At 67.1% G+C, this 22,766-nt stretch carries 21 protein-coding genes; 9 read left to right on the plus strand and 12 right to left on the minus strand.

All coding sequences use genetic code 11. From position 1 onward, the window contains the following. Positions 1-48: 48 nt before the first annotated feature. Genes cobT through cobS form a run of 4 tightly spaced genes read right to left on the minus strand, consistent with a single transcriptional unit; the run spans position 49 to position 4,114 of the window. The gene (gene cobT / locus A7Q26_RS14210) at positions 49-1,875 is read right to left on the minus strand and encodes a cobaltochelatase subunit CobT (protein ID WP_066860843.1); all 1,827 of its coding nucleotides are present in this window, start codon (positions 1,873-1,875) and stop codon (positions 49-51) included. Beyond that, positions 1,872-2,654, minus strand: a complete 783-nt coding sequence (locus tag A7Q26_RS14215) for a tyrosine-protein phosphatase (protein ID WP_066860846.1) — start codon at positions 2,652-2,654, stop codon at positions 1,872-1,874. Before A7Q26_RS14215 ends, cobT begins: the two co-directional genes overlap by 4 nt. Continuing rightward, positions 2,651-3,073: an OsmC family protein gene (locus A7Q26_RS14220; protein WP_066860849.1), complete on the minus strand. Its 423-nt coding sequence runs from the start codon at positions 3,071-3,073 to the stop codon at positions 2,651-2,653. The genes A7Q26_RS14215 and A7Q26_RS14220 overlap by 4 nt, the downstream gene beginning before the upstream one ends. 33 nt (positions 3,074-3,106) lie before the next feature. Then, positions 3,107-4,114, minus strand: a complete 1,008-nt coding sequence (cobS, locus tag A7Q26_RS14225) for a cobaltochelatase subunit CobS (protein WP_066860852.1) — start codon at positions 4,112-4,114, stop codon at positions 3,107-3,109. A gap of 217 nt (positions 4,115-4,331) precedes the next feature. Here cobS and A7Q26_RS14230 point away from each other — a divergent pair, with 217 nt between their 5' ends. Then, positions 4,332-4,613: a DUF1294 domain-containing protein gene (locus A7Q26_RS14230; protein WP_066860855.1), complete on the plus strand. Its 282-nt coding sequence runs from the start codon at positions 4,332-4,334 to the stop codon at positions 4,611-4,613. Here A7Q26_RS14230 and A7Q26_RS14235 read toward each other — a convergent pair whose 3' ends face one another. Continuing rightward, on the minus strand, positions 4,614-5,231 hold the full coding sequence (locus A7Q26_RS14235; RefSeq protein WP_066860858.1) for a J domain-containing protein: 618 nt from the start codon (positions 5,229-5,231) through the stop codon (positions 4,614-4,616). A gap of 45 nt (positions 5,232-5,276) precedes the next feature. Here A7Q26_RS14235 and A7Q26_RS14240 point away from each other — a divergent pair, with 45 nt between their 5' ends. Together A7Q26_RS14240 and A7Q26_RS14245 are read left to right on the plus strand one after the other, a co-directional pair. Next, positions 5,277-5,576, plus strand: a complete 300-nt coding sequence (locus A7Q26_RS14240) for a BolA family protein (RefSeq protein ID WP_066860861.1) — start codon at positions 5,277-5,279, stop codon at positions 5,574-5,576. Next, on the plus strand, positions 5,576-6,478 hold the full coding sequence (locus A7Q26_RS14245) for a pirin family protein (protein ID WP_066860864.1): 903 nt from the start codon (positions 5,576-5,578) through the stop codon (positions 6,476-6,478). The genes A7Q26_RS14240 and A7Q26_RS14245 overlap by 1 nt, the downstream gene beginning before the upstream one ends. A gap of 22 nt (positions 6,479-6,500) precedes the next feature. On the opposite strand, the gene A7Q26_RS14250 is transcribed toward A7Q26_RS14245, so the two are convergent. Continuing rightward, positions 6,501-7,358: a zinc-ribbon domain-containing protein gene (locus tag A7Q26_RS14250; protein WP_066860867.1), complete on the minus strand. Its 858-nt coding sequence runs from the start codon at positions 7,356-7,358 to the stop codon at positions 6,501-6,503. Positions 7,359-7,514: 156 nt separating this feature from the next. On the opposite strand from A7Q26_RS14250, the gene ftsE reads away from it, so the two are divergent. From ftsE to A7Q26_RS14270, 4 genes are read left to right on the plus strand one after another with little or no spacing between them, the layout of a single operon-like run. Then, positions 7,515-8,225, plus strand: a complete 711-nt coding sequence (gene ftsE, locus A7Q26_RS14255) for a cell division ATP-binding protein FtsE (RefSeq protein ID WP_066860870.1) — start codon at positions 7,515-7,517, stop codon at positions 8,223-8,225. Further along, on the plus strand, positions 8,225-9,130 hold the full coding sequence (locus A7Q26_RS14260; protein ID WP_066860873.1) for a cell division protein FtsX: 906 nt from the start codon (positions 8,225-8,227) through the stop codon (positions 9,128-9,130). The genes ftsE and A7Q26_RS14260 overlap by 1 nt, the downstream gene beginning before the upstream one ends. Beyond that, positions 9,127-9,657 (plus strand): YdcF family protein, encoded by a 531-nt coding sequence (locus tag A7Q26_RS14265; protein ID WP_066860875.1) that lies wholly within the window; start codon positions 9,127-9,129, stop codon positions 9,655-9,657. The genes A7Q26_RS14260 and A7Q26_RS14265 overlap by 4 nt, the downstream gene beginning before the upstream one ends. 12 nt (positions 9,658-9,669) lie before the next feature. Next, positions 9,670-10,392 (plus strand): lysophospholipid acyltransferase family protein, encoded by a 723-nt coding sequence (locus A7Q26_RS14270; RefSeq protein ID WP_066860879.1) that lies wholly within the window; start codon positions 9,670-9,672, stop codon positions 10,390-10,392. Here A7Q26_RS14270 and A7Q26_RS14275 read toward each other — a convergent pair. The 4 genes from A7Q26_RS14275 to A7Q26_RS14290 form a co-directional block, all read right to left on the minus strand. Then, complete coding sequence (locus A7Q26_RS14275; RefSeq protein WP_066860883.1) at positions 10,353-11,258, minus strand: prephenate/arogenate dehydrogenase family protein; 906 nt, start codon at positions 11,256-11,258, stop codon at positions 10,353-10,355. The two genes, A7Q26_RS14270 and A7Q26_RS14275, sit on opposite strands and share 40 nt — an antisense overlap. A 4-nt stretch (positions 11,259-11,262) precedes the next feature. Beyond that, positions 11,263-12,372: a histidinol-phosphate transaminase gene (gene hisC / locus A7Q26_RS14280; protein ID WP_066860886.1), complete on the minus strand. Its 1,110-nt coding sequence runs from the start codon at positions 12,370-12,372 to the stop codon at positions 11,263-11,265. Between the two features lie 779 nt (positions 12,373-13,151). Further along, positions 13,152-13,355 (minus strand): hypothetical protein, encoded by a 204-nt coding sequence (locus tag A7Q26_RS14285; protein WP_066860889.1) that lies wholly within the window; start codon positions 13,353-13,355, stop codon positions 13,152-13,154. Positions 13,356-13,562: 207 nt separating this feature from the next. After that, positions 13,563-14,522: a 2-hydroxyacid dehydrogenase gene (locus A7Q26_RS14290; protein ID WP_066860892.1), complete on the minus strand. Its 960-nt coding sequence runs from the start codon at positions 14,520-14,522 to the stop codon at positions 13,563-13,565. Between the two features lie 66 nt (positions 14,523-14,588). On the opposite strand from A7Q26_RS14290, the gene metX reads away from it, so the two are divergent. Both metX and metW read left to right on the plus strand, forming a co-directional pair. Continuing rightward, positions 14,589-15,725 carry a homoserine O-acetyltransferase MetX gene (gene metX, locus A7Q26_RS14295; RefSeq protein ID WP_066860896.1) on the plus strand — a complete coding sequence of 379 codons (1,137 nt, stop codon included), beginning with the start codon at positions 14,589-14,591 and terminating at the stop codon, positions 15,723-15,725. Beyond that, positions 15,722-16,315: a methionine biosynthesis protein MetW gene (gene metW / locus A7Q26_RS14300; protein ID WP_066860899.1), complete on the plus strand. Its 594-nt coding sequence runs from the start codon at positions 15,722-15,724 to the stop codon at positions 16,313-16,315. Before metX ends, metW begins: the two co-directional genes overlap by 4 nt. Positions 16,316-16,325: 10 nt before the next feature. On the opposite strand, the gene A7Q26_RS14305 is transcribed toward metW, so the two are convergent. After that, entirely contained in the window at positions 16,326-20,537 is a 4,212-nt protein-coding gene (locus tag A7Q26_RS14305; protein WP_066860902.1) for a translocation/assembly module TamB domain-containing protein, read from the minus strand. Then, a complete protein-coding gene (locus tag A7Q26_RS14310) occupies positions 20,537-22,645 on the minus strand; it encodes an autotransporter assembly complex protein TamA (protein ID WP_066860904.1) in 2,109 nt (702 codons plus the stop codon). The genes A7Q26_RS14305 and A7Q26_RS14310 overlap by 1 nt, the downstream gene beginning before the upstream one ends. Positions 22,646-22,766 lie beyond the last annotated feature (121 nt).

The following is a 22,766-nucleotide window of genomic DNA, read 5'->3' on the forward strand; positions in this document are numbered from 1 at the left end:
GCCGAAGCCCGCACACCCGTCTTCGCCAAGATCAGCGCGAACGGCGGTTCAATCCTCGTCGAACAGCCCGGCAAGCTGTTCCACCATCGTCCCGCCCAGCTGCTCCGCGTCCATGATGGTGACGGCGCGGCGATAATAGCGGGTGACGTCATGGCCGATGCCGATCGCCACCAGCTGCACCGGCGACCGGTTCTCGATCCAGTCGATCACCTGACGCAGATGCCGCTCCAGATAGGTACCGCTGTTCACCGACAGGGTGCTGTCATCCACTGGCGCGCCGTCGGAGATCACCATCAGGATGCGGCGTTCCTCGGGACGCGCGATCAGCCGGGCATGAGCCCATAGCAGCGCCTCGCCGTCGATATTTTCCTTGAGCAGCCCTTCGCGCATCATCAGTCCCAGATTCTTGCGCGCGCGCCGCCAGGGATCGTCGGCCTTCTTGTAGACGATGTGGCGCAGGTCGTTCAGCCGTCCCGGCATCGGCGGACGCCCGGCGGCCAGCCATTCCTCGCGCGCCTGGCCTCCCTTCCATGCCCGCGTGGTGAAGCCCAATATCTCGGTCTTGACCCCGCAACGCTCCAGCGTGCGCGCCATGATGTCGGCGCTGATCGCCGCGATGCTGATCGGGCGCCCGCGCATGGAGCCGCTATTGTCGATCAGCAGCGTCACCACCGTGTCGCGAAACTCGGTATCCCGTTCGATCTTGTAGGACAGCGATCGGGTGGGATCGATCACGATCCGCGCCAGTCGCGCCGCGTCGAGCAGCCCTTCTTCCTGATCGAAGTCCCAGCTGCGCGACTGCTGCGCCATCAAGCGTCGCTGGAGCCGGTTGGCGAGCTTCGTCACCGCCCCTTGCAAACTTACCAGCTGCTGGTCGAGGAAGCCGCGCAGCCGCACCAGCTCATCCTCGTCGCACAGTTCATCGGGACTGACGACCTCGTCATATTTGAGCGTATATGCCTTATAGTCGAAACCGGGCGGCAGGTCGGACATGGGCCGGTTGGGGCGGACCGGCATCATGCCTTCCTCGCCCATATCGTCCGCGCCTTCATCGCTGTCGGCATCGAACTCGTCGCTATAGTCGGTCTCGCCGTCCTCTGTGTCGCCGCCCTGGTCCTCGGCGCGCGCCTCGGCGTTCATGTCGCTGTCGCCGGCCTCGTCCTGGCCGCTGTCGCCTTCCTCCTGCTGCTCTTCCTCGTCCTCGCCCTCATCCTGCGATTCGGGTTCATCGGCGTCGGGCGGGACATCGGCGTCGATCAACTGGAGATGCTCCAGCATGGCGGTGGTCAGCTTCTGGAAAGCGCGCTGATCGTCGATCGCCAGCGCCAGCGCGTCGAGATCGCTGCCGGCCTTGTCCTCGATCCACTGGTCGACCATGGCGACGCCCGGCGCGACATCCTTGGGGATGGCCTGCCCGGTCAGCCGCTCGCGCACCTTGAGCGCCAGCGCGGTCGACAGCGGCACCTCGTCGGCGGATCGCGCCCGGCGGATCGCATCGGATTTGAGCCGCAGGTCGAGCGCATGGTTGAGGTTGGCGCGCACCCCCTCCATTGCGCGCGATCCGATCGCCTCGACCCGCGCCTGCTCGACCGCGTCGAACACGGCGCGCGCCACGGCTTCCCCCGGCGCCGAGGCGGCGTGTATCTTCGCGCTGTGGTGGCGCAGCTTCAGCGCATAGGCATCGGCAAAACCGCGCGCCAGCGCCACCTGATCGGCCGGCAGGGCACGGCCGGGCGTCGGCACCTTGATCGCCTTGCCGGCGGCATGGGGGGTATCGGCGGTGAAGCCGACCTCCACTTCTGCGTCGCGGGTGATCGCACGCGCCGCGCCGGACAGCACATCCTTGAAGGCGTCGATGGGGGAACGTTCGATCATGGAATCAGCAATGCCTCGCGCAGCGCCTCGCGCGCCGGCGCGTCAACGCCCAGCACATCCTCCATGTAGCAATCGATTCCGCCATGGTCGGCGTCCAGCGTCTCGAACAGCGCATCCAGATAGGCGGCATCCGCGTGCAGCACCGGCGCGATCACATCGGCGCGGTCCCGTCGTGCGGCTGCCAGCCGCGATTCGCCTTGCGCGAGGCGCCAATCCCAGTCGGCATGATCGTTGGTCAGCAGATAATCTTTCACTATGGCTGCGCGCGGTACGCCAAGCGCCGCCAGGATCAGCGCCGCGCCGACCCCGGTGCGGTCCTTACCTGCCGCGCAGTTGATAAGGATCGGCAGTCGTCCTGCCAGCATCTGACGGAACATCGCCCGATAGGATTCGGCATGATCGATCGCGATCGAGCGGTACAGCGCGATCATCGCCGCGCGCATATCCTCGGCTGTAGCCGCGCCGGCGCGCAAGACTTCGCCCAACACGCCGCTGGTCTCGCGATAGTCGCGGCAATAATAATCGACGTCCGCGCCATGCCAGGATGTCGGTTCCGCCTCGCGTTCATTGGGGCGCCGGAAATCGCAGATCGCCCGGATGCCAAAGGCGCGCAACTGGGTTGCGTCCCGGTCGGTCAGCAGCGCCATCGTGCCCGACCGATAGAGCATTTTCCGACGCACGGTCCGCCCGTCCGCGGTCGCATGGCCGCCGAAATCGCGCAGATTGAACGCGCTTGCCAGTGGCAGCCGGTCGCCGGCCATTACGACTTCGCCGCTCATGGCCGTTCCGGTTCGCCGATGCGCGGGACGGCAACCGTCTCGATCTGCGTCTCGACCTCGCTCATCAGCTTGTGGACCGGGCATTTGGCGGCGACGGCGATGAGCTTGTCATGCTGCTCGTCGCTCATCGGCCCGGTCAGCGCGATCCGCGTGGTCAGCTTGTAGATACCCTTGCGCTCCTCGCTGGCGTCGCGAACGATGCCGACATGGATATTCTCCACCGGAATGCCGTTCCTCTGCGCATACCAGAGCATGGTCATCGCCTTGCACGCGCCCAAAGCCGAATCATAGAGGTCATGCGGGTCCGGGCCGGCATCATTGCCATCGGGAGCGGACATGTCCGCCACCAACTCATGCCCCCGGATGCTGATCCGGTGCGCGGTGCCGCCATTGGGGTCGATCCGTTCGACGACGATCATGCCTTGTCTCCCTGCCGTCGGACAGGGCGAACGTCAGTTCGCCCGCGTCGCCACGCTCTCGGGAAGATCCTTCCCGAACACGCGCTGATAATATTCCGCCACCAGCGCCCGCTCCGCCTCGTCGCACTTATTGAGGAAGGACAGGCGGAAGGCGAAGCCCACATTCTTGAAGATCAGGGCATTCTGCGCCCAGCTGATCACGGTGCGCGGCGACATCACGGTCGAAATGTCGCCGTTGATGAAGCCCTGGCGGGTGAGTTCCGCCACCTTGATCATGCTCTCGACTTCCTTGCGGCCGCCTTCATGATCATATTCGCCGGACTTGGCCAGCACCACCTGCGCCTCGGTGGCGGCGGGCAGATAGTTCAGCGCCACCACCAGGTTCCAGCGGTCCATCTGGCCCTGGTTGATCTGCTGCGTGCCATGATAAAGGCCGGTCGTGTCGCCCAGGCCCACCGTATTGGCGGTCGCGAATAGGCGGAAATGCGGGTTCGGCCGGATGACCCGGTTCTGGTCGAGGAGCGTCATCTTGCCGTCCGTTTCCAGCACGCGCTGGATCACGAACATCACGTCGGGACGGCCGGCGTCATATTCGTCGAACACCAGCGCCACCGGCCGCTGCAACGCCCAGGGGAGCAGCCCCTCACGGAACTCCGTTACCTGCTGGCCGTCCTTGAGCACGATGGCGTCGCGCCCGACCAGGTCGATACGGCTGATATGCGCATCCAGGTTGATGCGGATGCACGGCCATTTCAGGCGGGCGGCGACCTGCTCGATATGGCTCGACTTGCCGGTGCCATGATAGCCCTGCACCATGACGCGGCGATTATAGGCAAAGCCCGCCAGGATCGCGAGCGTGGTGTCGGGATCGAACACATAGGCGGGATCGAGGTCCGGCACGCGCTCGTCCGCCTGGGAAAAGGCCGGGATCTTCATATCGACATCGATGCCGAAGACGTCGCGCGCATCCACCTCCCGGTCGGGCGCGTCGAGCAGCGTTTCGGCGCGGGTGTCGGGCTGGACGTTCGAAATCTCGGTCATGGCGTCTTCAATCTTTCTGCGAGTCATTCAGCCCCTAACCGATATTTTCGGGCCATGTCGATAGAGTGGGGCCTTGATGCGCGGCGATCAAGTTGCCCTTTCAGCCAAATTGGCATCCTCGCCGGTCGGGATGGCTGGGTGGCACACGTCCGGGATCGGCGCGGCGCTGCCGACAGGATCCATGTATTTTCAGGTCATGTGTCGCTAACCAAGGACGATGGACTGGAGCAATGAAGCCTATTTCCTCGCCATCCCGTTTCTGCTGCTCAACGGCTGCACCCTGTTCTGCTTTGGATGGGACAAGAGATGCGCGATCGCCGGCCGGCGGCGCATATCCGAGGCGAATTTGCTAACCCTGGCGCTGCTGGGCGGCTCTCCGGGGGCTCTGCTGGCGCGCCGGCTCTTTCGTCACAAGACGCGCAAGCAACCCTTTTCCGCCTGGTTGCAGCTGATCGTCGTCAGCCAGGCGGGCCTTGCGATCGGCTGGTTCCTGATCTGATCAGGCGAACACAGTGGCCTTCTTCAGGTGGCCATAGGCCTCGATCACGCCTTGAAGCGCGCCTTCATGGCTGCGGTCGCCACCATTATGATCGGGATGATAGCGGCGGAGCAATTCGGTGTAGCGCGTCCGCAGCGCCCTGCGGTCCGCGTCGATCGGCAGGCCCATCACCGAGAGCGCCCGACGATCCTCGTTCGACAGGAACTTGCCGTCCTGCCGCATCTGATTGTCGGCCCGCGCCTTGGCGACCCGTTCCCTGAACCTCGCCCCGATCGCGTCGAGCGGATCCTGGAAGTCCGACCATTTGGGCGGCGGACTGGCGGCGTTGGAGGAGAAGGCGCGCGTCTCCCGTTCCCAGCCCGCATAAGGGCGCTGCGCGGCGGCGATCTCCTCCGGGGACATGCCGGTGAAGAAATTATATCCCTGGTTGAACTGGCGCACATGCTCCAAGCACAGCCAACGCCAGCGCGGGCCGTCCTGACTGGAGCGCCCATTCTCCAGCGGTGGCGCGCGGAATTCGCCCGGCTCCGGGCAGCCCTCGACCGCGCAGGGGCGGTCGCTTTCCACGCGGCCGTGAAAACGGTTGAATCGACGGGTCGAGAAGGATTCGCTGCTCAAGATTGTCCTGATGAAACTGTCGGCAAAGCAGCCTATATAGGCGACATGACCACCGACCTCAAAGGCCCAATGGCGGGACCGATCGCCACCGAAATCGAAGCGCGGCTGCGCGCCGCCCTGTCCCCGCAGCATCTCGCCGTCATCGACGACAGCGAAAAGCATCGCGGCCATGCAGGACATGATGGGTCGGGGGAAAGCCATTTCACGGTCGACATCATATCGGACAGCTTCACCGGCCAGAACCGCGTCGCGCGCCAGCGACTGGTCAACGCCGCGCTCGCCGACCTGCTGCGCGACAAGGTCCATGCCCTCGCCATCAAGGCCCGCGCGCCGGGCGACGCTTGATGGTGACGGACCTGATCGTCCAGACGATCACCCCGACGACCCATGACCTGGGCGATTTCAAGGTGCATCGCTCGCTGCCCGTGAAGGGGCGCACCATGGTCGGTCCGTTCATCTTCTTCGACCAGGCGGGGCCGGCCCTGATCGCGCCGGGCCAGGGGGTGGACGTCCGACCGCATCCGCATATCAACCTCGCCACTGTCACCTACATGTATGAAGGGGCCTTTCTTCACCGCGATTCGCTCGGCACGGAGCAGTTGATCGAGCCGGGCGCGGTCAATCTGATGACGGCGGGCAAGGGCATCGTTCATTCGGAACGCTCGCCGGAGGAGGACCGCGTCAAGGCATCCAAGCTTTCGGCCATCCAGACCTGGCTGGCGCTGCCCGACCGGTTCGAGGAAATGGACCCAGCCTTCGAGCATGTCGGCGAGGGCGGCCTGCCGGTGATAGACGATGGCGCGGTGCGCGCCCGCGTCATCATGGGATCGCTCTGGGGCGAAACCTCGCCCGTCACCACCTATGCGCAGACCGTCTATGCCGATATCCAGCTCGCGCCGGGCGGCCGCATCGCCATCGACCCCTCTGCGGACGAGCGCGCCCTCTATGTGTCGGGCGGCGATGCCGCGCTGGACGGCCTGCTGCTGGCGCCGCAGACACTCTATGTCCTGCGCCCCGGCACGTCCGCCACGCTGATGAGCGTCGATGGCGGCCGCGTCGTTCTTTGCGGCGGCGAAGCCTTCACCTCGCCCCGCCATGTCTGGTGGAATTTCGTCTCGTCGACCCAGGAACGGCTGATGCAGGCGCGCGAGGATTGGGAAGCGATGCGCTTTCCGCTCATTCCCGGCGACGATCGGGAATTTATCCCCATCCCGCAAGGCCGGCCCAAGACGGTCAGCTATCCCTGAAGCCTCCCCCTGAAGGGAAGCATCACTGCACGAAGGTCAGCGACAGATTCTCGGCATTTTTCGGAATGTCGATCCGGCTTTCGTTGATCGACGCTTCCTCGCCGGGCTTCAGCCGCGTCTTGTCGGCCTTGGTGGTCCAGCTGAAGACCAGCCGGTTCTGCCGGTCGCGCAACTGCACCAGCACCGGCGGCACCGGCAGCGCCTGCGCGCCGCTGTTCACGATCCGCGCGCCGAAGGCGAAATATTCCTCGCCCGTGGGCAGCTTGCGTCTTTCTGCCGGCTTCGACAGGTAGAAGAGCAGGTCGGGATCGCCCTCCTCCGGCACGATGCCCAGGCCCACCATCCAGGCGGGCGGCCCGAAATAATGGAGCGCGCCGCCGGCCGCCGCGACGAGCAGGAAAAAGCCTGCGGCGGCATAGGTCCAAAGCTTCAGCACGTTGCGCCGGGGCTTGGCGGGGGCGGGTGGGGCGAAGCGGCTTTCCTCCACCGGATCGACCGGCGCGCCGGCGTAGATGTCGTCGAACCGATGGTCAGCCGGTTCGTCCGGTGGGGAAGCAGCCTCCTCCTGCGGTGCGGGCGCGGCAGCGGGCACAGGTGCACCGGTGTCGGCCATGGCGGGCGGTGGCGTTCCCGCTTCGCCCTGGAACATGGTGGATTGCGCCGCCGCCGGGGCATAGGCTGGCGGCGGCGGTTCGGGCGCTTGCGCCGGTGGAGCGACGGGCGGGGGAGCGGCCGGGGCTTCCTCCCGCACAACCAGCGCAGCGGGTTCCTGGAACCAGCTATGCTTGCACGCCGCGCAGCGGACCTGGCGGCCATCGGGACCTACGGCGCTGTCGGGTACGACATAGCGCGTCGCACAATTGGGGCACACCAGGATCATGTCGCTTCATAGGCATGGCAGGGACTCGCGCGCAAGCGGCAACAATCATGGCGCGACTCGCGCGATCGCGCGGCGCGGGCTTTACGGCGGCCTGCCGGCTGTGCCATGGCTGGGCTTCGGGGCAGCAGGGAGCGCGACAGCGCCAGATCTCAAGACATGACGGCTATCGTCCAGTTCGAAAATGTCGGTCTGCGCTATGGTCTGGACAGCGAGACGCTGTCCGATGTGAGTTTCTCCCTGGCCAGCGGCGGATTCTATTTCCTGACCGGCGCTTCGGGTGCGGGCAAGACGTCGCTGCTCAAATTGCTCTACCTTGCCCAGCGGCCCAGCCGTGGCGTCATCCGCCTGTTCGGTGAGGATGTGGTCACGCTTCCCCGGAAAAGACTGCCCGGCTTCCGCCGCCGCATCGGCGTGGTGTTCCAGGATTTCCGGCTGGTCCCGCATCTGTCCGCTTATGACAATATCGCGCTGCCGCTGCGCGTCGCGGGCATGGAGGAGAGCGAGATCGACGCCCCGGTGGCCGAGATGCTCAACTGGGTCGGCCTCGGCGATCGCGGGCAGGCGCGCCCGGCGACGCTGTCGGGCGGGGAGCAGCAGCGCGTCGCTATCGCCCGCGCGGTGATCGGCCGTCCGGAGATATTGGTGGCGGACGAACCGACGGGCAATGTCGATGCCGACATGGCCAGCCGCCTGATGACCCTGTTCGAAGCGCTCAACCGGCTGGGGACGACCATCGTCGTGGCTACCCACGACCTGCCGCTGATCGCCCAGGTCAAGGGCGCGCAGATGATGAAGCTGGACAAGGGCCGGCTCGCCGACCCCACCGGGATGCTGCGCTATCCGCCGCGGCCGCAGGACCGGCACTGATGGCGGGCCATGCCAACCGCAAGGCTGCGGCCGCCGCGCGCCATCGCCTGCTGCCGGGCGGCCGGGTTGCGGGACCGATGCCGTGGATCATCGCGATCATGATGTTCCTCACGGTGCTGGCTGCTGCTGCGGGACTGGGGCTGGGCGCCGCGGTTCGCGCGATGAGCGCGGACCTTGCGGGGCGCGCCAGCGTGCAGGTGGTCGAGGCCGACGCACTGGTGCGCGACCGGCTCTCGGCGCGCACGCTCCAGGCGCTCCGAAGCGCGCAGGATGTCCGGGCGGCCGATCCCGTCGACCCGGCGCGGCTGGCTGACCAACTCCGTCCCTGGCTGGGCGACGGGGTGAGCAGCGGCGACGTGCCGGTGCCGGCCTTGATCGACGTGACGCTGACGCCCGGCGAGGCGGATGCCAAAGTCGGTCGCCTGCGGACCCTGCTGGCGCGCCTGTCGCCGGGGCTGCGGATCGAACCCCATGCCGCCTTCCTGGCGCCGCTTGCGGGCCTGCTGGCGGCGCTGGGCTGGCTGGCGGTCGGGGTCGTGGCGCTCATGGCGCTGGCCACCGGGGCGGTTGTCGTGCTGGCGGCGCGCGGGGCGCATGACAGCCATCGCGGCACGATCGACGTTTTGCATCTCATGGGTTCGACCGACGTGCAGATCGCCCGCCTGTTCCAGCGGCGCATCGGGCTGGACGCCTTTCTCGGCAGCGCGCTGGGCTTCGCCTTTGCCGTGCTGGTCATCATCCTCATTGGCCTGCGCCTCTCGGCCGCGGGATCGGACCTTCTGGGCGCGGTGGAGATATCCCCAGGCGGCTGGGTCGTGCTCGCCATGCTGCCCGTCATGGGCGTCACGCTGGCGACGCTTACCGCGCGCTGGACGGTGCTGCGCGCGCTGGGGCGATCGCTGTGATCGTCCGTCTCGTCGCCGTAGCCCTGCTCGCCTGGATGCTGGGCTTCGCCTGGTTCGCCATCTTCCTGCCCCAGCCGCTCGACGGGCGGCAGACCGATGCCATCGTCGTGCTGACCGGCGGCGCGGGGCGGATCGACCGGGGCATTGCCCTGCTGGAGGATGGCGCGGCCAAGCGGATGCTGATTTCCGGCGTCGACCGCTCGGTCCGTCCGGTGGAGCTGGCGGCGCAATATCAGACGCCCGAACAGCTCTTCGCCTGCTGCATCACGCTGGGTCGCGAGGCGATCGACACCCGGTCCAATGCGATCGAGACCGCCCGCTGGCTGGAGCGGCGCGATTACAAGACCGTGCGGCTGATCACCACCGACTGGCATATGCGCCGATCCGCGCTGGAATTGCGCCAGGCGCTGCCCGGTCGCGTCAGCATCGTCTATGACGCGGTGCCCAGTCGCCCCAGCCTGACGGTGCTGCTGCGGGAATATAATAAATATCTGCTGCGGCGGGTGGCCGCGCTGATCGGCATCTGACAATCCATTCCCATGATAACGGCCATCCGCTCCCTCCTCTTCATGCTCGTCTTCTACAGCGGCAGCCTGGGCTTCGTCCTGTGGGCGCTGCTGTCGAGCTGGGTCGCGCCGGCGTCGGTGCAGGGCGTGGCCACCGGCTGGAGCCGCTTCCACCGCGCGAGCGCGCGCTGGCTGCTGGGGCAGAGGGTGGTGGTGCAGGGCGACCTGCCCCATGGACCCTATCTCTACATCCTCAAGCATGAGTCGATGTTCGAGACCATCGACCTGCTGTGCCTGTTCGATCGGCCGGCGATCGGGGCGAAGCGCGAATTGCTCGACATTCCGCTGTGGGGCGTCATCGCCCGCCGCTATGGCCTCATCCCGATCGAGCGCACTGCCGGGGCCAGCGCGCTACGCGCGCTGCGCGCCTCGGCCAGGGCGGCGGCGGCGGCGGGGCGGGCGGTCTGCCTCTTCCCCGAAGGCACCCGCGTGCCCCATGGCGAGTCCCCGCCGCTCAAATCCGGCTTTGCCGGTCTCTACAGCCTGCTCGGCCTGCCGGTGGTGCCGATCGCCGTGGACAGCGGCCGGGTGTCGCCACGCGGCCGCTTCCTGAAGCGCGCCGGCACCATCACCTACAAGGTGGGCGAGATCATCCCCACCGGCCTCGACCGCAAGGAGGCCGAAGCCAAGGTCCATGCGGCGATCAATGCGCTCAATCAGTGCGACCGGCCGAAATCGGGCTTGGCGTCGTCCTGACCCTGTTCGATGATCGACCGGCGGATCGCGCGGGTGCGGGTGAAGAGGTTGAACAAAGCGTCGCCGTCATTCCAGCGGATCGCTCGCTGCAAGGCCGACAGATCCTCCGAAAAGCGCTGGAGCATGTCCAGCACCGCATCCTTGTTAGCCAGGAACACGTCGCGCCACATGGTCGGGTCCGACGCGGCGATGCGGGTGAAGTCGCGGAAGCCGCCGGCGGAATATTTGATGACCTCGCTCTGGGTCACATCCTCCAGATCGCTGGCGGTGCCGACGATGGTATAGGCGATCAGGTGGGGCAAGTGGCTCGTCACCGCCAGCACCATGTCATGATGCGCCGGGTCCATCGTGTCGACATTGGCGCCCACGCGCCGCCACAGTTCGGCGACGCGTTCGACAGCGGCGGGATCGGCGCCCGCAGGCGGGGTGACGATGCACCAGCGGCCCTTGAACAGGGTCGCGAAGCCCGCCTCCGGCCCGCTATTTTCGGTGCCCGCCACCGGATGCGCCGGGATGACGGTGCGGCCGGGCAGTGCGGCGGTGAGCTGCGCCAGCACGTCCGCCTTGCACGAACCCACATCGCTGACGATGGCGTCGGCCGGCAGATCGTCGGCGATCTCCGTTGCCGCGGCGCCCATGGCGCGGACGGGGACGCAGAGGATTACCAGATCGGCGTCGGTGACGGACGCGCCCGCCGTGTCGGTGATGTCGTCGCACAGGTCGATGCGCCGGGCGGTGTCGCGCACCGCCGGATCGGCATCATGGCCGGTGACGCGCACGGTCGGCATTTCGGCCCGGATCGCGCGGGCCAGCGAGGAGCCGATCAGGCCCAGGCCGATGATGGTGACGCGGGCGAAGGGCAGCATGGCGTCAGGCCGCCTCCGCCATGGCGCGCAGCTTGGCCGCGACGGCGCGGGTCTGCGCTTCGGTGCCGATGGTGATGCGCAGGCCGTTGGGCAGCCCCTGCCCCGGCAGCCAGCGGGTGGCGAAGCCTTCGTCCCACAGCCCCTTCATCGCCGCTTCGGCGGTCAGCCTGCCGTCGAACAAGATGAGGAGGAAGTTGGTCCGGCTCGGCACCGCGCGCAGGCCGTGGTTGGAAAGGGAGGCGACCTCGCCCGCCAGCCATTCGCGCCACTGCGCGTTGTGCGCCCGGCTCTGTTCCACCCATGCCGTATCGCCGATCGCCGCGATCGCCGCCGCCTGGCCCGCCGTCGTCACGTTGAACGGCGCGCGGATGCGGTGGAGGATGTCGATGACGTCCTGACTGGCATAGCCCCAGCCGATCCGTTCGGCGGCGAGGCCGTAGATTTTGGAGAAGGTGCGCGTGACCAGGACGTTGCTGGCGGTGCGGGCCAGTTCGAGGCCGCCATCATCCTCATCCGCGTCGAGATATTCGGCATAGGCCTGGTCGAGGACGAAGAGGATGTCCGGGCGCAGCCCGGCGTGGAGCCGTGCGATCTCCGCACGGCTGGTCATGGTGCCGGTCGGATTGTTGGGGTTGGCGAGGAACACGACCTTGGTCTTTTCGGTCACGGCTGCGAGCAGCGCGTCGACGTCGGTCGCATAGTCGGCGTCCGGCGCCTCCACCGGGGTCGCGCCCACGCGCCGGGCGGCGATGTCATAGACGGAAAAGCCGTAGCGGACGTAAAGCACCTCGTCGCCCGGCCCGGCATAGGCGCTGGCGGCGATGTGGAGCAGTTCGTCCGAGCCGGTGCCATAGATGATCCGCGCGGGATCGAGGCCATGGGCCGCGCCGATCGCCTCCCGCAGCTTCGCCGCGCCCGGATCGGGATAGGTGGCAAGGTCGGCGGTGGCGGCGATCAGCGCCGCGCGCGCCGCCTGCCCGGTGCCGAGCGGATTTTCGTTGGCGCTGAGCTTGATGAGCGGGCGGCCGTCATCGGCCGCCGACTTGCCCGGCACATAGGCATGAATGCCGAGAATCCAGTCCTTGGGTGCGGGTTTTGCAGCGATCTGTGTCATGGCGGGGGGCTTTAGCGGCTTTGGCGGCAAAGGCAAAGCGGCGGGACGCGGTCGATGGTTCGGCCGGTGCGGGGCGGTAGTGCCGACCGGCAGGGTCACAGCGTCGAAGTTCACACCGTCGTCGCGTGTCGCGACGCATAAGTGCGGATTTTCGGCCGCGACGCGTCCCCGAAGCGCCCGCGACGCGCCCCTTGGGTCACGCCGGCGCGTCATGTGGGTCACGGTCGTGCGCGCGCCACGCGTCGGTCGGGTTCCAACTGGGACAGGGACGTAAGGGCGCGGAAGCAGCGTGAACGGAGGCCGGCGCGAAGGAAGGGCGGTGTGATCCATCATGCAGGATAGATCAGGAAATTTCTGAATAGGACAGGGGGATCGGGCGGGAGCGATCGGAAGCGGGGGCGGGGGGCGGTTTGTGTGTCCGGAAGCGACCACTCGCGGGCATTTACGGCGGAACTCCATGATGCCACAAGCGGACGTTCATGGAGGGAGTTGGACTGCGCTATGACGCATGAAAGAATGGCTCAGGTGCGGCGCTGGGCGATTGCCATCACAATAGCTTTCAGTGCCTGCTTGTGGTTGACGAGCCTATCTGGCTGGCGTTGGCAGACTAGCGGATTCGAATGGTTCGTTGCGGCAGCAGCCGCGCTGTGCATGGTCAGTTTCTGGACCGCTGTCATTCTCACATTGCGCATGCGAAGGAATGCGTCTTCGAAATAGCTTTGTTGCGCTATCAAGCTGATCGGCTAACGATCAACTCTGGACGCCCAGTCTTCCGCGCCTCATGCCCAAATAAGGAAATCCAGCAAGGCAAATAAGCCTGTCCAGACAACGACCAACGCGTAGAAAGCGACGCTGCTTTCTGATCTACTTATCTGGGTCGCCGCGCCGCCTGCAATCGGCAGGCGGATAGTCTGACCGCGCAATAGCATCACTGCGACAGCAGCGATTTGGGCGATAGCTACAGCGGTAAAAAGTAAGTTCATGCGTTCGCCATAGCGCCTTGCCGGGCACGTCGGCAATGTCAGCTTTCCGCCAACCTTGGCTGGAGAACAGACGGTCCGCAATCCACCCCTTTCCGTCATTCGCTGCAAAGGCGGGAACCCATCTCCAGACCTTGCGCCTAGTGTCTCGTTGAGGAGATGGATCCCCGCCTCCGCGGAATGACGGTATTGGGGAGGTTCGTCGGCGCTCTATACCACCGGCGTCAGCACTGGTTTACCTGCGAACCAGGCGTCGAGATTGGCCAGCACCAGGTCGGCCATCGCCTTGCGCGTGTGGACGGTCGCGCTGCCCTGATGGGGTTGGAGCACGACATGGTCCATGGTCAGCAGCGCTTCCGGCACATGGGGTTCGTGGGCGAACACGTCGAGGCCGGCGCCGGCGATGCGCCGGTCGGCCAGCGCGGCGACCAGCGCCTCTTCGTCGATCACGCTGCCCCGGCTGATGTTGACGATGACGCCCTGCGGTCCCAGCGCGTCGAGCATGGCGGCGTCGACCAGTTTCGCCGCCTCCGGCCCGCCCGAGGTGGCGACGATGATGACATCGCTTTGCCGGGCGAAATCGAGCGGGTCGGCGACATAGCGATACGGCGCATCCTGCGCCTGCCGCCGGTTGTGGTAGAGGATTTCGCCCGCCTGCCGCTCCAGCCGCTCCGCGATGGCGCGGCCGATGCGGCCGAGGCCCAATATGCCGATGCGCGATCCCGTCACCCGGCCCGACAGGGGCGGCTTTTCGCCACGCGCCCAGCCGCCCGAGCGCACCAGCGCGTCATTGGCAGCAATGTTGCGGACCGTGGCATAGAGCAGGCCGACGGCGAGATCGGCGACATCGTCGGTCAGCACGTCGGGCGTGTTGGTGACGCGGATGCCCTTCATGCGGGCATGATCGACATCGACCTTGTCATAGCCGACCGAGAAAAGGCCGATGATCTCCAGCCCTGGCAATGCGTCCATGATGTCGGCCGGTGCGCCGACCGATCCGAAGCTGACCAGCGCCCGCGCATCGCGCACGGCCGGCGGCAGGGCGGCCGGATCGGCGTCGGCCGCTACGGCATGAACGGTGAAGCGACGCTCCAGTTCATCGTCCAGATAGGGGTAGAGGGGGCCATAGGCGACGATCGGCGGGCGTTCAGCATGGGTCATGCCGCCCATCTAGGGACGATGCCGCTGATGCGCCAGATTGACAGAGTGGGACAGCGGTCCTAGCCCCGCTCCACCATGGCCAGCGTCCCCTTGAGCGAAGACAGCCGTTTCGGCCTGCGTCGGCAGGCCCGCCTGACCGGACCATTGCGCCTGTCGAGCGGCGCGAGCCTGGGTCCGGTCGACATCGCCTATGAAACCTATGGCGCGATGAATGCGGACAAGTCCAACGTCATCCTGATCTGCCATGCGCTGACCGGCGACCAATATGTGGCGTCCGACCATCCCGTCACCGGCAAGCCCGGATGGTGGTGGCGGCTGGTGGGCGAGGGCAGGCCGGTCGATCCGGCGCGCCATTTCATCGTCTGTTCGAACGTCATCGGCAGCTGCATGGGATCGTCCGGGCCGGCGAGCGTCGATCCTGTGACCGGCGAGCCGCACGCCATGCGCTTCCCGGTGCTGACCATCGCCGACATGGTGCGGGCGCAAGCCGCGCTGCTCGATCATCTGGGCGTCGATCGCCTCTCCGCCGTCATCGGCGGGTCGATGGGCGGGATGCAGGCGCTGACCTGGCCCACGCTCTTCCCCGAGCGGGTCGAAAGCTGTGTCGTCATCGCCTCCACGGCGCGGCACAGCGCGCAGAATATCGCCTTTCACGAGGTCGGGCGGCAGGCGATCATGGCCGATCCCAACTGGCGCGGTGGCGATTATTATGCCGACGGACAGGTGCCGAGCGCGGGCCTGGCGGTGGCGCGCATGGCGGCGCACATCACCTATCTGTCCGAAGCAGGGCTAACGGAGAAATTCGGGCGGCGCTTGCAGGGGCGGGACGCCAAGACCTTCGGCTTCGACGCGGATTTCCAGGTGGAAAGCTATCTGCGCCACCAGGGGCTGAGCTTCGTCGAGCGGTTCGATGCGAACTCCTATCTCTACATCACCCGCGCCATGGACTATTATGACATTGCCGAGGATCATGGCGGGTCGCTGGCGCGGGCCTTCTCCGCGAGCAAGGCGCGTTTCTGCCTGGTGAGCTTCGACACCGACTGGCTTTATCCCACGGCGGAATCGCGGATCATCGTCCATGCGCTGAACGCCAGCGGCGCGCAGGCCAGCTTCGTCGAACTGTCCAGCCCGTTCGGCCATGACGCCTTCCTGCTGGAATGTCCCGAACTCAACCGGGTGGTCGACGGATTCCTGCGGGGCGGGCGGGCATGAGCGAGACGCTAAGGCCGGACCTGGCCCTGATCGCGCGGACGGTGCGGCCGGGCGCGCGCGTGCTTGACGTGGGCTGTGGCGACGGCGCGCTGATGGCGGTGCTGCGCGACCGGGCACAGGTCGACGCGCGCGGGCTGGAGATTGACGGGTCCAACGTCGCCGCCGCCGTGGGGCGCGGGCTGTCCGTGGTGCAGGGCGACGCGGACACCGACCTCATCTACTATCCCGACGCCAGTTTCGACTATGCGATATTGAGCCAGACGCTCCAGACGACGCGGCGGCCGGACAAGGTGGTGGAGGAATTGCTGCGCATCGGGGGGCAGGCGTTCGTGTCCTTCCCCAATTTCGCGCATTGGCGGGGGCGGCTGTCGCTGATGTGGGGCGGGCGGATGCCGGTGACGCGGCTGCTGCCCGATACCTGGTATGACACGCTCAACATCCACCATGTGACGGTCGACGATTTCCGCGCGCTGGTGAAGGAGCGCGGCTGGCATATCGACGGGCAGTGGTTCCTGAAGGGCGACCGGGAAACCACCCACGCCAATGCGAACCTGTTTGCCGAACATGCGGTGTTCCTGCTGCGCCGGTGAGCGCGACGGATCAATAATCCTTCGAATAGCGCAGATTCGCCGACGACCCCGCATTGGTGCCGGTCTTCGACAGCAGACTGAGCGTCTTGGACAGGGCGATTTCCAGCTGGGTGGCGGTGAAGCCCTTGGAGTCGGTGATGACCTCCACATAGATATTGTTGGAGATATGCTGGCCGACCGCGAGGCTGGTGCCGCGCCCCGTCGCCTCGTCGCCGCCGACGATGCCGATCCGGTCGAGGCCCGACGCGCCTTGCAGTTTGCCCATCGGATTGAGGCCGCCGCTGCCGCCGCGCAGGCCGTTGAGGGCCGCCGCCAGCTGGATCGCCTGGGTCGCAGACAGGTTGGCGACATTGTCGCCGAACAGGATGCGGGCGAGGATTTCGTCCTGCGGCAGGGTGGGCGTGGAGATGAAGCTGATGTCGGGCTGCTGCGCGCTGCCGGCGACCTGGATTCCCGCCGTGACCGTGTCGATCCGGGTTTCCGCCTTGATCGCCAGCGTGGGGTTCATCATCGGCCCGTTGAAGCTGATGACGCCCTGCGACAGGTCGAACTGGTGGCCCGAGAAGCTGTAGCGGCCGCGGATCACCTCGATCTTGCCGACCACACGCGGGGCTGCGGTGGTGCCGGTGACTCGCATGTTGGTCTTCCATTCGGAATCGAGGCCCATGCCGGTCACGTAGATTTCATTGTCGGCGCGCACGCGAATGTCGAGCTTCCAGTCGGCGGGCCTGGCGGCGGCCTGCCGCGCGGCGAGTCGCTGGTCGAGCGCGTCGCCGCCCGCGCCCTTGCGGCGGACGCCGGTCAGCTGGCGGATTTCGGTGCCACCCTGCCAGGCGACGCGATAGCGGGTTTCCGGCAGCGACAGGTCGCCCCGGATGAGGCCGCCACTTGCGGCGCTGTTGGTGATGTTGAGCGTGCCGCTGACCACGCTGGTGATCGCCTCGCTGCGGGCGAGGCGGGCGCGGTCGAGCTTCACGGCGATGTCCATCGGGAAGCCGCTGTCCGCCGCCAGCCCGACATTGCCCGAGGCCTGCACCGTGCCGTCCCCGGCGCGGCCGGAGAAGTCGCGGATTTCCAGATGATCGTTGGTGAAGCGGCCATCCAGCTTCATCCGCGTCAGGCGGGTGCCGAACGTTTCATTTTCATAGGTGAGGGCATTGGCGCGGACCACGCCGTTGAGGCGCGGATCGCTCAACCGCCCGCTGAAGTCGGCGGCGACGGCGAGGCCGCCCGTCAGCTGCTGGTCGGCGAGGCCGGCGAAGGAGAAGAGGACATCGGCCGGCCCGGCATAGCGGATGCCGCCGCCGAGCGGGGCGTTCTGCAACTGCCCGGCCCAGGTCGCGCCCGCGCCCGGAGGGGCCAGCGTGGCGACGAACCGGCCGAGCATCGTGTCGCCCTCGCGGATCAGGCCGCGCAGGTCGCCGCCCGCCGGGGACAGCTTGCCCTCGACGCTCATCGACACCGGGTCGGACACGGCGGTCAGGCTGGATCGGCGGAAGTCGCGGATCGCGAGGCGCGTGGTCGCGGTCGGGAAGGCGTTGCCGGTCTGTCGATAGTCGAGCGTGCCGGTCGCGCGCCCGCCGATGCCGAGGCCCGGCGCGGCGATGTTGGCGATGGCGAGGTCGAAATCCTTGAACCGCGCCTGCGCGCTGGTCGTGTCGCCGAAGCGGCCGGCGAGATCGACCTTGCCCTGCGGCAGCACGAGGGTTGCGGGGTCGAGGCGGTAGCCGGCCTGTTCGACGCGGATGATGGCGGGCTGGGCCAGTTTGAAGTCGATATTGGCGGCCTTACCCTGCAACGCCACGGCATAGAGGGTCGGACGCAGCGCGGCATTGGCGGCGATCGAGAAGGGCACGCCGCTGGAGCCGTCGGCGACCAGCTGGGCGCGGCCACGCCCGCCCTGATAGTCGACGCGCGCCCGCGCCTTTCGCACCACATAGGCGCCATAGGCGGCGTTGGCGATCTGGGCATCGGCCCTGATCTGCGGCTGATCGGTCAGCAGCATGGAGGCGTTCACGATCGCGCGGCCGATGACGATATCGGCCGCACCCGGTAGCTTCGCGTTGCTGGCGGTGGCGTTGACGTCCACGCCCTGCACCTTGCCCACCGCCGCCAGCCGGACCGCCCCGGTGATGCCGGAGCCGTTCATCGCCAGCTGCCCGGTATAGGGACCGGCGGCGCTCTGCTGGATGCGGCCGTTCATGTCGACCCCGGCGAAGCGCGCCTTCGTCACGTCGATGGTCAGCGGCCCTCTTGCGGTGCGGATCAGCAGATTGGCGAAGAAGGGACCATAGGGCGATCCGCCGGTCGCTTCGAGCCGGTAGCCCGCCGCCTCGCCATTCAGTTTCGCGACCACGTCGGTCAGCTGCACGCCGACATTGGGCCGCGCCGCGCGCAACACCGCTTGCGGCCGCTCCATCGTGCCGCGCACGGTGAGCGCCAGCGGGCCATATTGGCGGGAGGACGCCGTGGCGTCGAAGGCGACCTGCCCGTCCGTGTCATAGCTGCCCGAGCCGCTGTGAATCGTGAAGTTGGGCGCGGCGCCCTTGAGGCTGGCGAGCGTGAACTTGCCTTCCGGCGTCATCCCGATGCGGCCGGACATGACCGCATTGCCGCCGAGGAAATCGCGGACCGAGGCATTGTCCCAACGCGCCGTTCGCACGCCAAAGCGCCCGCCAAGGCCGAATCCGCCTTTGGGTCCGGGGATCAGTTCGACGTCGGTGTTGAGGTTGACGATGCCTACGCCGTCGATCCGGTAGTCGTTGACCCGCCCTTTCAGCGCGCCGCGATAGAGGGCGTTGTCGATGTCGGCCAGGACGATGGCGGTGGCGTCGATCTTGTCGCTGTCGATCTTCAGATTGTCGCTGATGAGCTTGCCCGCCGCATAGGCGAAGTCGCCCTTCACGCGGAGATTGCGGAGCAGGCCGCCCGCCGCCGCATTGAGGCCCGTCACGCGGGTCGCGGTGGCGTTCACCGGGATGCGGATGCGGTCCGCGTCGATCACCGCCCGGCCGCTGGCTTTCAGATTTTCGATGCCGGTCGCGTCGAAGGCGATGCTTTTCGCGCTGATGTCATAATCGATGAAGGGCGTCGCCATTGGGCCGTCGAGGATGACGGAGGCGCGCACGTCATTGCCCTTCACCTTCTCCATGATCGCGCCGGGCGTCAGCAGCGCGGCGTTGATCTTCAAGGCGCTGAACCGACTCTTGCCAAGGTCGATCAGCCCCTGCGCGTCGGCGGCCATGGCGGGCGAACGCAGCGTGCCTTTCAGGTTCACGCGCCGCTCGTTGAGACCGGCGAACAGGTCGACGTCCAGTTGCGGCGCGGTCAGGCGGTCGACCGTGCCGGCAAGGACAAGACCGGGGCGGACCGGGCCTTTCGCCGTGAAATTGCCGTCGCGCGCGGCGAGCGCGATGTTCGCCAGCTCACCCCTGGGGGATGTCGCGACGATGCGGCCATCCCACGCCTGCCAGCTGCCCTTGCCGTCCAGCGTGGCGCTGAACCCGTCGGTCAGGCCCGACATGGCGGCGATCACCCCGCCCTTGGGCGCGGTCAAGGTGCCGCTCATGGCCAGGCGATTCTGCGCGGGCACCGCGTCCAGCCGGGCTTGCAACCGGTCGCCGCTGTCGACCACGGCGTCGGCGGACAGGATGGCGCGGCCGTCCGAAATATGGGTGACGCCGTCGATCGCGATGGCGCGCTTCTGGCCGATCACGGGCTTTGCAAGGACGAAATTGCCGATCTTCATGCGGTCGACGTCGATGTCGAGGTCCGGCAGGATCGGCGCGTTGGGATCGCTCTCCACCACATTGAACTGCGGACTACGCGCCAGCACGACCAGCGGCGTTTCCAGCAGGCTGACCGAGATGTGGTTGTTGACGTAGCGGAAGGGCCGCCAGACGACATGCACCTGCGGGCTGACCGCGAACACGCCCTTGGGGTCGCGCAGCACGAGGTCGTGGATCACCATGTCGCTGTAGATCGACCCGTCGATCCGGCCGACCTCGATGTTCATCCCCGATTCGAGCTGGAGCGCCGCGATCTGGCGGATCAGGAAACGCTTGCCGGGCTGGGTGTCGAGGCCGAACAGCAGGCCCGCCGCCAGTACGACCAGAGCGACCACCAGCCCGACCGCGCCGATCGCGATCGCCCGCCACAGTGGGCGCTTCTCGCGGATCACCACGGTGTCGGAAGCGGGGGGAGGGGTGTCGTCCTGCGCCATCAGAAGGCCTGTCCGATGCCGATATAGAGCGCGAATTTGGATTCGCCCGGTTGCCGGTTGATCGGCATGGCGATGTCGGCGCGGAAGGGTCCGAAATTGGTGTAGAAGCGGCCGCCCAGCCCGACGCCATAGCGCATGTCGGAAAATTGCGGGATCTGGCTTTCATAGACCTGCCCCGCATCGACGAAGGCGACGACGCCATAATTGCCGAAGCGATAGCGGCCCTCGACCGCGAATTCATTGACCGACCGGCCGCCGATCGGGTCGGCGTTGACATCCTTCGGCCCCAGTTCCTGATAGCCGAACCCGCGCACCGATCCGCCGCCGCCGGCATAGATGCGCCGCGACGGGGCGACATCGTCGCGGTCCACGCCGTTGATCGTGCCGAGCCGCGTGCGCGTCGCGATCACCAGGCTGTCGGACACGGGATAATAGCCGCTGAGGTCGAAGGTGCTGCGCACATAGGGCGAGAAATTGCCCTGCAACGATCCTTCCGGCGATACGCGCAGGCTGGCGCGGAAGCCGCTGGTGGGGTTGAGCAGGTCGTTGGAGCGGTCATAGCCGACCTGCACCGGCAGTGCGCCGATGAAATAGGTCCGCCGCGTTTTGTCCGCCGTCAGCAGATCGGTCACGACCTGTTCGTTGGTCAGCAATATTTCCGCGCCATAGCTGTAGGTCCAGCGTTTCTGGAAGATCGGCGTCGACTGGCGCGACCAGCCGATGTTGAGGCCTGCGGTATAGGCTTCATAGGCGTCGTAATTCTGGTGGTTGAGCGTGATGCCGGTCTGGAATGTCTTGTCGCGCTTGCCTGCGTTGGAGCGGCGGAAGGTTGCCGACGCGCCCTGCTCCTGCGTGCCCGCGACCGCGCCCAGGATCAGCGCGCCTTCGGGCGGGAACAGATTGCGATGGGTCCATGTCCCTTCGGCGCGGAAGCCCTGGCCGGTGCCATAGCCTGCCTCGCCCGCAAGGGTGCGGGGCGGCCCGGCCTCCTGCTCGACATGGAGGTCGACATATTCGGTGCCGTCCGGCGCGGCTTCGTTGGTGCGGACCGGATCGACCGCGACGCTGGCGAACAGGCCGGTCGCGACCAGCGCCTTGCGCAGATCATCGACCTTGCGGCTGTCATAGAGGTCGCCGGGCCGGTAGCGGCGGATCACCTCCATATGGTCGGCGCCGAACGCCTGTTTCGCGCCGCTGGTGGTGATCCGGCGGAAGCTGCCGCGCGGGCCGACCTCCACCGGGAGCGTATAGGCGCCGGTCACCGTCGCGGGATCGAGCAATATGTCGCGCTGGCCCACTGTCGCGAAGGGATAGCCATTTTCGGGGAGTTTCAGCGCGACATTGGCTTCCGCGCCCTCGACATTGGCGGCGATGATGGGGTCGCCGGTCTGGAGCGGCAGGCTGTCGCGCACCAGCGTCGGCGGGACGGTGGGGGTTGCGGTGACGACGATGTCGCCGATCCGGTAGCGCTGGCCCGGCGTGACGGAGATCACCGCCTTGAGCGTGCCGTCGCCCGTCTGGTCGAGGCTGGCGAGCGCGGTCGCGTCATAATAGCCTTCCGACTGGAGCAGGCGCACCGCCAGCTTCTCGTCCTCCTGCGCCCGCGCCTGGACCATGGCGGCGGTGTCGGCCTTGCCATCGCCGTCGATCAGCGCGGATTCGGCGCGAAACTCGTCGCCCAGCCCGGTCTTGCCGAAGCCCTCGATGCTGGTCGCGTAGCGGATGTCGGGCAATTTGGCGGCGGGATCGTCATTCGCCGCCGCATTGGCCGGCACGGTGACGCTGTCGAGCGGCGGTAGCGGCTGGGCCAGTTCCCGTTCCTCGGCCGGCTCGGTCGCCGGAGGCAGGTCAGCGGGCGCGGTCGAGGCCTGCGGCATCTGCTGGTCGATCCAGCTGTCGATCGAGGGCAGGGGGGCGTTCGGGTCGGCGCCTTCGACGCCGGGCAGGCGCGCCTCGAACTGGTCGTCGGGCAGGATCGGCTCTTCGGGTTCGGATTGGGCCGGCGGGGATGGGGCGGGCGGTGTCTGCGCGACCAGCGGCAGGGGCGAGCCCGTCAGGAGGATCAGGCTCAACATGCGCCGGACATGATGTGCCTGCCGTCTGCTCATATGGTTGCGAAGCCCCTTTCGCCGCCAGCCATATAGAAGGCTCGCAAACTGGCAATACGCTCAAGGGGTTGCGGCGGTTCCCGCCGGAAGGGGATTTGCCGCGGCGGGCGGATGCTTCCCT

The sequence above is a fragment of the Sphingobium sp. TCM1 genome, assembly GCF_001650725.1.
GTDB lineage: Bacteria > Pseudomonadota > Alphaproteobacteria > Sphingomonadales > Sphingomonadaceae > Sphingobium.

Bases quoted from the DNA above. Each gene is read 5' to 3' on its own strand.
- A7Q26_RS14285 (WP_066860889.1), bottom strand. From the start codon at position 13,355: ATGAACTTACTTTTTACCGCTGTAGCTATCGCCCAAATCGCTGCTGTC.
- cobS (WP_066860852.1), bottom strand. From the start codon at position 4,114: ATGACCGAGATTTCGAACGTCCAGCCCGACACCCGCGCCGAAACGCTG.
- A7Q26_RS14230 (WP_066860855.1), top strand. From the start codon at position 4,332: ATGGACTGGAGCAATGAAGCCTATTTCCTCGCCATCCCGTTTCTGCTG.
- metX (WP_066860896.1), top strand. From the start codon at position 14,589: ATGGCCAGCGTCCCCTTGAGCGAAGACAGCCGTTTCGGCCTGCGTCGG.
- ftsE (WP_066860870.1), top strand. From the start codon at position 7,515: ATGACGGCTATCGTCCAGTTCGAAAATGTCGGTCTGCGCTATGGTCTG.
- A7Q26_RS14260 (WP_066860873.1), top strand. From the start codon at position 8,225: ATGGCGGGCCATGCCAACCGCAAGGCTGCGGCCGCCGCGCGCCATCGC.
- hisC (WP_066860886.1), bottom strand. From the start codon at position 12,372: ATGACACAGATCGCTGCAAAACCCGCACCCAAGGACTGGATTCTCGGC.
- A7Q26_RS14245 (WP_066860864.1), top strand. From the start codon at position 5,576: ATGGTGACGGACCTGATCGTCCAGACGATCACCCCGACGACCCATGAC.
- A7Q26_RS14275 (WP_066860883.1), bottom strand. From the start codon at position 11,258: ATGCTGCCCTTCGCCCGCGTCACCATCATCGGCCTGGGCCTGATCGGC.
- A7Q26_RS14310 (WP_066860904.1), bottom strand. From the start codon at position 22,645: ATGAGCAGACGGCAGGCACATCATGTCCGGCGCATGTTGAGCCTGATC.
- A7Q26_RS14215 (WP_066860846.1), bottom strand. From the start codon at position 2,654: ATGAGCGGCGAAGTCGTAATGGCCGGCGACCGGCTGCCACTGGCAAGC.
- cobT (WP_066860843.1), bottom strand. From the start codon at position 1,875: ATGATCGAACGTTCCCCCATCGACGCCTTCAAGGATGTGCTGTCCGGC.
- A7Q26_RS14290 (WP_066860892.1), bottom strand. From the start codon at position 14,522: ATGGGCGGCATGACCCATGCTGAACGCCCGCCGATCGTCGCCTATGGC.
- A7Q26_RS14240 (WP_066860861.1), top strand. From the start codon at position 5,277: ATGACCACCGACCTCAAAGGCCCAATGGCGGGACCGATCGCCACCGAA.
- A7Q26_RS14220 (WP_066860849.1), bottom strand. From the start codon at position 3,073: ATGATCGTCGTCGAACGGATCGACCCCAATGGCGGCACCGCGCACCGG.
- metW (WP_066860899.1), top strand. From the start codon at position 15,722: ATGAGCGAGACGCTAAGGCCGGACCTGGCCCTGATCGCGCGGACGGTG.
- A7Q26_RS14270 (WP_066860879.1), top strand. From the start codon at position 9,670: ATGATAACGGCCATCCGCTCCCTCCTCTTCATGCTCGTCTTCTACAGC.
- A7Q26_RS14250 (WP_066860867.1), bottom strand. From the start codon at position 7,358: ATGATCCTGGTGTGCCCCAATTGTGCGACGCGCTATGTCGTACCCGAC.
- A7Q26_RS14305 (WP_066860902.1), bottom strand. From the start codon at position 20,537: ATGGCGCAGGACGACACCCCTCCCCCCGCTTCCGACACCGTGGTGATC.